Source organism: Dokdonella sp., assembly GCF_051958935.1.
GTDB lineage: Bacteria > Pseudomonadota > Gammaproteobacteria > Xanthomonadales > Rhodanobacteraceae > Dokdonella_A.
The window spans coordinates 19,713-29,757 of sequence record NZ_JBQCFP010000131.1; the positions used below are offsets into that span (position 1 = coordinate 19,713).

The 10,045-nt window shown below is 67.5% G+C and carries 15 protein-coding genes; 7 read left to right on the forward strand and 8 right to left on the reverse strand.

The features are described from left to right. The first annotated feature begins 67 nt into the window (after positions 1-67). Positions 68-2,347, forward strand: coding sequence for a family 20 glycosylhydrolase (locus ACTHK2_RS12960; protein WP_440246137.1), 2,280 nt, complete (start codon positions 68-70; stop codon positions 2,345-2,347). A 14-nt stretch (positions 2,348-2,361) separates the two neighbouring features. On the opposite strand, the gene ACTHK2_RS12965 is transcribed toward ACTHK2_RS12960, so the two are convergent. Then, positions 2,362-2,901, reverse strand: a complete 540-nt coding sequence (locus ACTHK2_RS12965; protein ID WP_440246138.1) for a DUF924 family protein — start codon at positions 2,899-2,901, stop codon at positions 2,362-2,364. Positions 2,902-3,068: 167 nt separating this feature from the next. On the opposite strand from ACTHK2_RS12965, the gene ACTHK2_RS12970 reads away from it, so the two are divergent. Then, positions 3,069-3,455, forward strand: a complete 387-nt coding sequence (locus ACTHK2_RS12970) for a hypothetical protein (RefSeq protein ID WP_440246139.1) — start codon at positions 3,069-3,071, stop codon at positions 3,453-3,455. A gap of 24 nt (positions 3,456-3,479) precedes the next feature. Here ACTHK2_RS12970 and ACTHK2_RS12975 read toward each other — a convergent pair whose 3' ends face one another. Together ACTHK2_RS12975 and ACTHK2_RS12980 are read right to left on the reverse strand one after the other, a co-directional pair. Next, positions 3,480-3,767 carry a hypothetical protein gene (locus tag ACTHK2_RS12975; RefSeq protein WP_440246140.1) on the reverse strand — a complete coding sequence of 96 codons (288 nt, stop codon included), beginning with the start codon at positions 3,765-3,767 and terminating at the stop codon, positions 3,480-3,482. A gap of 15 nt (positions 3,768-3,782) precedes the next feature. Continuing rightward, positions 3,783-4,112 (reverse strand): hypothetical protein, encoded by a 330-nt coding sequence (locus ACTHK2_RS12980; protein ID WP_440246141.1) that lies wholly within the window; start codon positions 4,110-4,112, stop codon positions 3,783-3,785. Between the two features lie 285 nt (positions 4,113-4,397). Between ACTHK2_RS12980 and ACTHK2_RS12985 the strand changes: the two genes are divergently transcribed. Then, positions 4,398-4,631 (forward strand): DUF2188 domain-containing protein, encoded by a 234-nt coding sequence (locus ACTHK2_RS12985; RefSeq protein ID WP_440246142.1) that lies wholly within the window; start codon positions 4,398-4,400, stop codon positions 4,629-4,631. A gap of 110 nt (positions 4,632-4,741) precedes the next feature. On the opposite strand, the gene ACTHK2_RS12990 is transcribed toward ACTHK2_RS12985, so the two are convergent. After that, entirely contained in the window at positions 4,742-5,230 is a 489-nt protein-coding gene (locus ACTHK2_RS12990) for a hypothetical protein (protein WP_440246143.1), read from the reverse strand. Between the two features lie 240 nt (positions 5,231-5,470). Further along, on the reverse strand, positions 5,471-5,818 hold the full coding sequence (locus tag ACTHK2_RS12995) for a hypothetical protein (protein WP_440246144.1): 348 nt from the start codon (positions 5,816-5,818) through the stop codon (positions 5,471-5,473). A 26-nt stretch (positions 5,819-5,844) separates the two neighbouring features. Here ACTHK2_RS12995 and ACTHK2_RS13000 point away from each other — a divergent pair, with 26 nt between their 5' ends. Further along, positions 5,845-5,991 (forward strand): DUF3309 family protein, encoded by a 147-nt coding sequence (locus ACTHK2_RS13000; protein ID WP_440246145.1) that lies wholly within the window; start codon positions 5,845-5,847, stop codon positions 5,989-5,991. Between the two features lie 13 nt (positions 5,992-6,004). Beyond that, entirely contained in the window at positions 6,005-6,562 is a 558-nt protein-coding gene (locus tag ACTHK2_RS13005) for an isochorismatase family cysteine hydrolase (protein WP_440246146.1), read from the forward strand. Here ACTHK2_RS13005 and ACTHK2_RS13010 read toward each other — a convergent pair. Next, positions 6,559-7,197 carry a DUF6766 family protein gene (locus ACTHK2_RS13010; protein WP_440246154.1) on the reverse strand — a complete coding sequence of 213 codons (639 nt, stop codon included), beginning with the start codon at positions 7,195-7,197 and terminating at the stop codon, positions 6,559-6,561. The genes ACTHK2_RS13005 and ACTHK2_RS13010 overlap by 4 nt on opposite strands. A gap of 138 nt (positions 7,198-7,335) precedes the next feature. Between ACTHK2_RS13010 and ACTHK2_RS13015 the strand changes: the two genes are divergently transcribed. Then, positions 7,336-8,127, forward strand: a complete 792-nt coding sequence (locus tag ACTHK2_RS13015; protein ID WP_440246147.1) for an SDR family NAD(P)-dependent oxidoreductase — start codon at positions 7,336-7,338, stop codon at positions 8,125-8,127. Between the two features lie 17 nt (positions 8,128-8,144). Next, positions 8,145-8,639, forward strand: coding sequence for a DUF421 domain-containing protein (locus tag ACTHK2_RS13020; RefSeq protein ID WP_440246148.1), 495 nt, complete (start codon positions 8,145-8,147; stop codon positions 8,637-8,639). Between the two features lie 208 nt (positions 8,640-8,847). Here the strand turns inward: ACTHK2_RS13020 and ACTHK2_RS13025 are convergent, their stop codons facing one another. Both ACTHK2_RS13025 and ACTHK2_RS13030 read right to left on the reverse strand, forming a co-directional pair. Next, positions 8,848-9,093, reverse strand: a complete 246-nt coding sequence (locus ACTHK2_RS13025) for a DUF2188 domain-containing protein (protein WP_440246149.1) — start codon at positions 9,091-9,093, stop codon at positions 8,848-8,850. Between the two features lie 96 nt (positions 9,094-9,189). Then, positions 9,190-9,510 (reverse strand): hypothetical protein, encoded by a 321-nt coding sequence (locus ACTHK2_RS13030; RefSeq protein WP_440246150.1) that lies wholly within the window; start codon positions 9,508-9,510, stop codon positions 9,190-9,192. Positions 9,511-10,045 lie beyond the last annotated feature (535 nt).

The following is a 10,045-nucleotide window of genomic DNA, read 5'->3' on the forward strand; positions in this document are numbered from 1 at the left end:
ATTCGGGTTCCATCAGTCCTTCATTCCCATTCGGAACAAGTCCAGAAAAACGCAGGAGGTGTTGCACATGCGCCGATGGTCGATACCCGGGTTGCTCCTCCTCGCCGCCTGCGCAACGAATCCGCCGCCCCCGCGCGCGGCGGCGCCGCTGCCGCCGCTGCTGCCGTGGCCGGCGCAGCTCGAGGCCGGGCATGGCCACTACATGCTGCGTGAAGGTGCCCGGCTCGATGCCGGGGGCGGTGACGAGGCGCTCGCGATCGCGCGTGGCTTCGCCGCGCGCATGGCCGATGATCGCGGCCTGCATCTCGATGTCGCCGCGGCCTCGAATGCACGCGATGCGGCGATCGCGTTTTCGCTGCGTCCGGGCGATGCCGCCTTGCCCGCAGGCGAGGGCTATCGCCTCGTCGTCGATGCGGCGCATGTCGAACTCGCCGCACGCGAAGCGCGCGGCCTGTTCCGCGGCAGCACGACGCTGTGGCAGCTCGCCACGGCGACGATGACGCCGACGGCGACGATCGAGCTGCCGGCCTTGCGCATCGAGGACCAACCGCGATTCGCCTGGCGCGGCGCGATGCTCGATTCCGCGCGCCACTTCCAGTCGCCCGCATTCGTCAAGCGCTTCATCGACGAACTCGCGCTCGCCAAGCTCGACGTGCTGCACTGGCATCTCACCGACGACCAAGGCTGGCGCATCGAGATCAAGCGCCATCCCCGCCTCACCGAAATCGGCGCATGGCGCCGTCCGGCCGGTGCTGCGGGCACCGATGTCGACGGCAAGCCCGTCCGCTACGGCGGCGTCTACACGCAGGATGAACTCCGCGACATCGTGCGCTACGCGGCCGAGCGCTACGTGACGATCGTGCCCGAGATCGACATGCCCGGGCACATGCAGGCGGCGATCGCCGCCTACCCGGAACTCGGCGCCTCACGCGACGAGCCGGTCGTCTCGCCCGACTGGGGCGTGCACCGATATCTGCTCGCCGTCGACGAACCCACGATCGCATTCATGCAGGACGTGCTCGACGAAGTCGTCGATCTGTTCCCCTCGACGTACATCCACATCGGCGGCGACGAGGCGGTGAAGGACCAGTGGAAGGCATCGGCGCCCACGCAGGCGCGCATGCGCGAACTCGGGCTCGCCGACGAAAACGCGCTGCAGGGCTGGTTCATCGCGCGCATGCAGAAGCACCTCGCCGCGCGCGGCCGCAAGTTGATCGGCTGGGACGAGATCCTCGAAGGCGGCGTGCCGGCGGACGCCGCGGTGATGTCCTGGCGCGGCACGAAGGGCGGCATCGAGGCGGCGAACGCGGGCCATCCGGTCGTGATGGCGCCTTCGCCGGATCTCTATTTCGATCATCTGCAGAGCGATGCGGGCGACGAGCCCTCCGGCCGACCGGATCTGCGCACGCTCGCCGACGTCCATGCGTTCGATGCGACCGCCGACATGGGCGCGTCCGCTGCGGGCCGAGTGCTCGGAGCGCAGGCGAACCTCTGGAGCGAACACATGCGCACGAGCGCGATGGTCGAACACGCGGCGTTCCCGCGTCTGGCCGCGCTCTCCGAAGCGTTGTGGTCGCCGCGCGAATCGCACGACTGGCGCGGCTTCGTCTCGCGCCTCGTGCCGCAGATGGAACGCTGGCGGGCACACGGCATCGCCGCGGCGCAGAGCGCGTTCGAAGTGCGGTTCACCGACACGCCGCAAGGCGTCGTATTGTCGAACCAGGCCGGCCTGCCGATGCGCTACACGTTCGACGGGCGCGAGCCCGATGCACGCTCGCCGATCTACGCCGGCGGCGCGCTGACGCCGCCGGCCGCAACCGTCATCCGCGCCGCAAGCTGGTTCGATGGCCGGCGCGTCGGCCCCGTGGTCGCACGCGCGCCGGACGCCGGGCTGCGTCGTGCGAGCAACGAACTCGCGCAGTGCAGCGGCAAGCTCGTGCTGCGTATCGAGGACGACGCCCCGGCGCAAGGCCCGCGCGCGTTCTTCGACGTCGACCTGTTCGATCCGTGCTGGACATGGCCGCATGCGCCGCTCGATGGTGCCACGCGCATCCGCGTCGCGGTCGGCCAGCTGCCGTACAACTTCCAACTCGGCGACGACACGGCGAACATCGTGCCCAGGCCGTCGCCCGCGACGCCCTCCGGCGAGCTGCGTGTCCTCGACGGATGCGCGGGCGAGCCCCTCGCGATCCTGCCGCTCGAGCGGGCGCGCACGAACGCGGGCGCGAGCGTGCTCGAGGCCGCGTTGGCGCCGCGGCCGGGGGTCCACGATCTCTGTTTCGTCTTCAGCGGAGAAGGGCACGATCCGCTGTGGGCGATCGATACCGTCGAACTGCTTCCGCCCTGAAACGGGCGGTCCGTTCAGAAGCCGCCGCCCGCATCGAGCCATGCCTGCTCTTCGCGCGTACTGGTGCGACCGAGGGCGGCATTGCGATGCGGGAAGCGGCCGAAGCGCACGATCACGTCGCGATGCGCAATCGCATACCTCAGGTAGTAGTCCTCGCCCATCGCGGTTAACAGCGCGAGCGACCGGTCCTGGTCGGCGAGCGCTTCGGAATGTTCGAACGGCATGTAGAAGAACAGGCGCAGTTCCTGTCCGACCGCGCGGTCATGGCCGGCGTCGATCGCTTCCGTCGCGATCGTTCGTGCGAGGCCGTCGGTGGCGAATGCATGCGCGCTGTTGCGGAACACATTGCGTGGCACCTGGTCGAGCAGCAGCACGAGTGCGAGCGCACCCTCCGGCGTTGCGCGCCAACCGTCGAGTTCGCGCCGCGCCGCAGCATGATGCGCGGCCGCGTAGCGCTCGCGCAGCGCCGCATCGAACGCATCGTCGCGGCCGAACCACTTCGTGGTGCCGGCGTGCTTCCAGAATGAAACGAGATCGAAGGGTTCGGCGTTCACGGGCAATCAGGATGGGTGGCGTGTGATCCCGTGAATCTATCCGTGAAGGACGCGACGGGCCAGCGGTGAAGGGCGCGCGGCGGGAAGCGGCGAGGATGCCCCGGCCCGTCGCCATCCGTGAGACGCGCTTCGCAGAGCCTGCGGCTCCCCACGAACAGGAGGCCGCCATGCATCCGACGAAGCCGATGTCCCCATGCCTTGTCCCGCTCGCCGTTCCGGGTTCGCGCCGCGTCGAGCGCTGTTATGCCATCCATGGCAAGGGTCGTGCACGGCCCCCGCTGCGCAGCGCACGCATCGAACTCGTGCTCGTCGACGAGGCGCGTGACGTCTGGAACGTGCTCGGCTTCCATGCCGATGCGGGACGTTTCACGAGCGACGCGGTCAACCGCGAAGCAGACTGGCGCATCCTCGGTTGGCGCATGGCCGACGGTACGCGGCCGCTCGGCGATTACGATGCCGTCGATCCCGAACTGGCGCAGCTCGATCACCTGCCGAGCCCGGATCCGTTCGGACTGCGCGAACCGCCGGCGCGGGGAGAAGCGGTCCCGCTTTGACGGCGGTGCGCCGGCGACGGCGGCCTAGCCGACGATCCAGTCCTTGCTGCGGCTGTCGCTGAGGAAGGCGATGTCTTCGACGAGGTCGGGGTACGACTGGCCGAGCGTGAACGTACCGGCGATCCAGTGCAGCGGTATGCCGTCGGTACGATCGGGCTGGTCGACGTAGACGACGCCGTCGTCGGCTGCGAAGACCGTCCGATCGCCCTTCGCGAGCTGGTCGTGCACGCGCTGTGCGAGTACGGCCGCGCCTTCCGAAAGACGGCCGATGCGCAGGGCACTGCGACCCGGAGTCCTGAGGCGAGCGTGCATGATGAATCCTCCGTATCAATCGGGTGCATTCTGCGCGGCGGCCAGGCCCAGCCACTCGCGCCCGGCGACGAGGCGGTACAGCGGCAGCTCGGCACGGTCGAGCTCGTCGACGAGTCGCGAAGCGAGATGGATCGCACGGCGCTCGCCGATGCTGAAATCGACGTAGCCGTCGTACCACTGAAAACCCGCAGGCGATCGCGATGCCTGTTCGATGCGACACGCTTCGTGGTGCTCACCGGGCCAGAAGCGCGCGATGAATGCATTGACTGCGGATTGCGCGTCGCTGTCCGCCTCGAACACGACGACCTGTTGCCATCCGGCTTTTGGATTCATGGCGATGCTCACGGCGACGGTTTCCCTGTCGGCGGCCGGCGATGTGCGGGCCTCGCGACGCAAGCTACGCCACGACGGGGGCCGCATCAATGGGAAAAATATTCCCACGACGAACCACCGGCAACGCCGCGATCTCGAAGGGGATTGCGGTGCGGGTCGGTGCGCCTGCTGGGTGGCGATCGAGCGAAGCGCACGCGATGAATCGCCGCTAAGCCTCCCGCGCAGCATTCATGTTCGACTCCGTGCGCCATGCCTAACGTCGATCGCGTGGACGAGCCTTCAAGCAGGAGCGACGTGATGAAGACGAAGACCTGGCACATCACCGGACGCGACGAACGCGACTGGCGTCTCGAGGAAAAAGGGGAGTTGCTGATCCGCTTCGATTATCGCGACGACGCGATTCGCGAGGCCGCGCGGCGCGCACATGCGCGCGAGGCGGATGGCGAGCAGGCGCACCTCGTGATCCATCGCCTCGACGGCACGGTCGAGCGCGAGATGCACTTTGGTGGGCCGGCGTTCCGGCCGCGCTGAGCGGACAACGCGGGGCCGTCTCGCATGACGGCCTCGCAGCATGCGTGCGATCGGGGTCCCAGCGAGCCGGCGGCGTCTCGCATGGCGCTCCCGCAGGCATCCGTGAAATGTCACGCGACCTGCGCTTCGCCGAAAGCGAGATCATCGGCCCAGCGGGCAGCGGGTTCGGCGGTGCGCTCGGCCGCGGGGAGTTCTTCCGCCGCCACTTGCCTGTCGAACGTGCCTGTGCGCTCCACGCCGAGATGATCCTGGAGTGCGGCGAGGCGCACGCACTCCGTCGCGACGAGTTGCGCGGCGGTAGGATCGCCATTCGCCACGGCGAGTTCGATCGCCGCCACGAGCGCCTCGCTCCGCTCGGCGACGACGGTTCGCGCCGGCGACGGCGTCTCCGGATCGATCCCGCGCGCCGAAAGGAGTTCCACGAGGTGGCGTTCGCGCCCGCGCGTGCTCGCGAGGTAGGAGTGCCATTCCTTGCTCAGGCTTTCGTCGATCGCCACCGGTATGGCGGCGCTGTAGACCTTGATGCTGCCGCGCTCGGTTTCGAGAGCCTGCAGCAAGCGCTCGCGCGCATGTGCGCGATCGACGGCCATGTTCTTCATGAGGAGTTCCTCGGCGGAAACGAACCACTGATGATGGCGCCCCCACCGAAACCTCGGATGAATCGCCGGGCAGATGAACGAATCGGCTGCAGGGGCCATGCCCGTTCCGCATCGAGTCACGTCCGAGCATGAAGGCTTGGCCTGCGTCCGTCATCATCTGCAGGAGAACGACATGCCACGCGGCGACAAGTCCAGCTACAGCTCGAAGCAGAAGCGCCAGGCCGAACACATCGAGGAAGGCTACGAGAAACGCGGAGTCTCGAAGAAGACCGCGCAGAAGCGCGCGTGGGCGACGGTCAACAAGCAGGACGGCGGCGCGAAGGGGACTGCGGCGAAGAAGAAGACCGCCAGGAAGGCCGCGAAGAAGACGTCGGCCAGGAAAACGTCCGCGAAGAAGACTCCGGCGAAACGGAGTTCGGCGCGGAAGTCGCCGGCCGGGCGCGCCCCGAAGAAGTCCGCGGGCAAGCGCGCGTCCACCAGCAAGCGCACGTCGGCGAGCAAGCGCACCTCGTCGAGCCGCTCCGCTGCGGCGAAGAAGGCCGCGAGCACGCGCGCACGCAACAAGCGCTGAAACGCTGGACGATCCATCGCGACCACTCGCAAGGAGAACCGACATGCTGCGCACGATCGTGCTCGTCCTGCTGTTGCTACTCATCCTCGGCGCGCTGCCGATCTGGCCGTACAGCTCGGGATGGGGTTACTACCCGAGCGGCGGCGGCCTGCTGCTGCTGATCATCCTGCTCGTGCTGCTGTTCCGTTAGACGCGGCAACGTCATGGCGTCGAGGAGCGCGGTCCTCGCGATCGACCTCATCAACCCGTTCGACTTCCCGGGTGCGTCATCGCTGCTGCGCGAAACGAATCGGATACTGCCCAACGTGCGTCGCGTGCTCCGGCGCGCGCGCGCGGCGGACGTGCCGGTAATCTACTGCAACGACAATTTCGGCCAGTGGCGGTCGGATTTCCGCAGCAACGTGGACCTGTGCGCCGGCGAGGGAGCGGCCGGCGCCGAAGTCGTGCGAGAGATCGTGCCGTCCATGCTCGACTATTTCGTGCTCAAGCCGAAACACTCGGCGTTCTTCGAGACGCCACTGCGCATCCTCCTGAACCAGCTGGGCGTCAAGCGCCTCGCGCTGGTCGGCATCGCCGCGGATTCGTGCGTGCTCAACACGGCGCTCGATGCGCATATGCGCGAGTACGAGGTCGCGGTCGTGCGCGATGCGGTCGCCTCAGAAACGTCCGCGCGCACGCGCCGCGCGCTGGAACTCCTGCGCACCGATCGCCCGGTGCGCGTGATCGGCACTCGCGCGGCGTTGCGATGGCTCGGTGCCTAGCTTCCGGTCTGCGCGTGCGGCGCGTCGACCGGCTTGGACTGGGGTGAATCCTTCTGGCGCAGGAAGATCGACAGCACGACGAGCGAGAGCACGGCGAGGAATTCGCTCTGCCAGTTCTGCATCGATTCGAACCAGAACTGTGCCCCCGTAACGTGATCGAGCAATGTTTCGGGCGGCCGTCCCGAAGCGGCGCGCTCCGCGGCTTCGAGCCTCCAGCTGCCGATCGCATGCCCCGTGAACGCAATCGCGAACAGCGTGAACATCGCGATCGACAGCGACCGCTCGTAGAGCGCGCGCCACGCACCGCCCGCACGCGCCGGCCACGGCGCCGGGCCAGCGGCGATCTCCTCGTGTTCCTCCGATGGATCCAGCGGCCGCGATTCGGCTGAACCGCGTTGGCGCAGATGTACCGTGAGCAGCACGTACATGCCCATCTGCAGAAATTCGCTTTCCCAGTTCTCCATCAGTGCCGACACGAAATGGCCGCTACCGAGGTACGCGACCAGGCCGAGCGGATTGCTTCCTTCGCGCAGCAGCTCATCGTTGTAGGCCGCGTGACCGAGCAATACCTGTGCGACGAGGCAGGCGGCGAAGATCGCCGTGAGCGCCAACGAGAGGCTGTTCGATCGCAGCATGGTCATCCTTCCGAGCTTCCTTGAAGAAGAACCATCGTGCGTCACGCCGATGAATCAGCCCTAAGCCCCTGCAGCAGGGATTCATGCTGTGCTTCACGCCGCGCACCTAGCCTCGTCGTCCCGCCTTGGAGATCCGGCATGACTACGACCCATCGCCCCCTGGCGCTCGTCACGGGCGCATCCTCCGGAATCGGTTTCGAACTCGCGAAGCTCGCGGCCCAGGATGGCCACGACCTCGTCGTCGCCGCGGATACGCCACTGGAAGAGGCCGTGCGCGAACTCGAAGGACTCGGCACGCACGTCTTCGCGGCGCATGTCGATCTCTCGACCCAGGAAGGCGTCGAACAGTTCCTTTCCCTCGCCGGTGACCGCCCCGTCGACGCGCTGTTCGCGAACGCGGGCCATGGGCTCGGCCATGCGTTCCTCGACCAGGCGTTCGATGAGATCATGCACGTCGTGAATACCAACGTATCGGGCACGCTCTACTTGCTTCACCGCGTCGGTCGGCGCATGCGCCAGCGCGGCAACGGTCGCATCCTCGTGACCGGCTCGATCGCCGGCTACCAGCCGGGGAGTTATCAGGCGGTTTACAACGCTTCGAAGGCCTTCGTCGATTCCTTTGCGCTCGCGCTCCGGGACGAACTCAAGGACACCGGCGTCACCGTGTCCTGCCTCATGCCGGGCGTGACCGACACGGAGTTTTTCGAGCGGGCCGGGCTGCTCGACACGAAGATGGCGCATGCGAAGAAGATGGACCCCGCGGTGGTCGCCAAGGTCGGCTACGACGCGATGATGGATGGCGAGGCGGACGTGATCGCGGGCTGGAAGAACAAGGTCGAGGCGGCGCTCTCGAACATCACGCCGGGCGAGCACCTGGCCGCGCACCACGGCAAGCTCGCCAAGCCGGGCAGTGCGCAGACGCGCCACTGACGCGGCGGAGCGCGGCGATGGACGGCTGGTTCCATCTCTCGATGCCGTGGTGGGCGTTCGCCGTGCGCGGCGCCGTCGCCTACGTCGGTTTGCTGCTGCTCATGCGGCTTGCGGGCAAGCACGCGTTCGGCGAGATGTCGCCGTTCGACATCGTCGTGCTCATCCTCGTGGGCGGCGCCTTGCGCACGGCGATCATCGGCGACGATACGTCGGTCCTCGGTCCCTTCGTCGCGGTCGCGGCGATCCTCGTCGTCGACACCGTGCTGGCCCGGCTCGCGGCGCGCAGCGCGTGGTGCAACCGTCTCATCGAGGGCCGCGCCTCATTGCTCGCGAAAGCGGGCGCTCTCATCCCTGGCCGGCTCGAGCGCCACGGCATCGCGCGGGCTGCGTTCGAGCGCGAGCTGAGGACCCACGGAATCCATTCGATCCATCAGGTCGACGAGGCGCGGCTGGAGGCGAACGGCCGCATATCCTTCATCAAAGGAGTACGCCATGAACACGAAGCATCGTAAGTCGGACGAACAGGTGAGCCCGCACCGAGACGCGGGCATGAACGACCCAGAACCGTCCGTGTCCGACGGTCGGCGTACAGGTCGCAAGGAACCCGGCAAGTCCCCGGAATTCAGCGAGGACGAAGCGGCGGACGAAGACGGCGAGGCGTGAGCCTCGCGAGCGGGAAGCGGGTGAGTGCGTTGCCCGCCTCGCGCCCCGTTGCCGCATTCATCCCGGCTCGCGCTCGGGATGGTCGTAGCCGTACGCGCGCTTTCCTTCGACCGCGCCGGCATCGTCGTGGATGACGAGTTCGGCGATGCCGCCGTCATCGACGACCTTGCGGCCACGCGCTTCGCCCGCGTGTTCGCCTTCTTCACGCGTGCGGAACGAAGCGACCGACTGGCCATCGTATTTCAGGTGCCACAGGCCGTCGTCGACGCTGCGGACGAGGTGCATGACGTAGCGGGGCATCATCGCAGGCTCCTCCAATCCGATGGGATGGTGGACAGGAGAACAGACGCGAGCTGAATGCCGAGCGACGTCGAAGCGCGCCGTGCGCCCGTTGATCAGCTACGCGGCGTGGCGTGAATCCTGCCACGGCACGAGGATGCCGATCGCGGCGAGCCGCGGCGCGACGCTCGCGCGCACGTCGTCGGCGATGTCGTGGATCGCGATTCCCGGCGAGTAGATGCCGACGATTTCGTCCATCGCGTGGTCGGCGGCGTAGACGGTTGGCTGCGCGTATACGGTGCCGTCCGGATCGACGAACACGGTGGTCGGCACGCGATACGCCTTCACGGCCTTGAACGCTTCTTCCGCGAGGCGGTACGGCTCGGCGGAGATCTTCCCCAACTTTTGCGGCGAGACGAGCTCGTCGATGATGTCGTGCATGACGCTGCCCCTGGGTCATTCGCAACGGGACGCGAACGTAACCGTCCCCCCGGGCCGCCGCAACGGGAAAGTTTTACTCGTTCAGGCGGCGGATCGGTTGCCCGGCTGCGATGGGAAGTCCCCGCACTGCCTCGCGCGCAGCGACATCCGGTTGAGCATTCTTGAACGCGAAATTCACGCCCCTCGGGGCACTGTCCGCGCTGCGAATCCACCGAGGAGGACATTCATGCAACCCGAATGGCGCCCGATCGGCCTTGTCGAAACCCCCAATCCCATCGTCAAGCTCGCCTGCGATGCTGCACCGAGCCGATACCGTGCCTCGCTGAGATCGAACAGCGCGTCGACGTCGCGATGGGAGCTATCGGTCAACTACGCGCGTGGCGAATCGCGTGGGGCCGTCGCGGCACGCGCGCTGATGCGCACCGTGACCCTGCTGGCATCGTCACAGCGTTTCCGCTCACGATCCTCGCCGGCGAGCAATGGCTTGCCGCCGATGAAGCCGCCTCGCAGCACTAGCGGGGCGCGCGCAAGAACA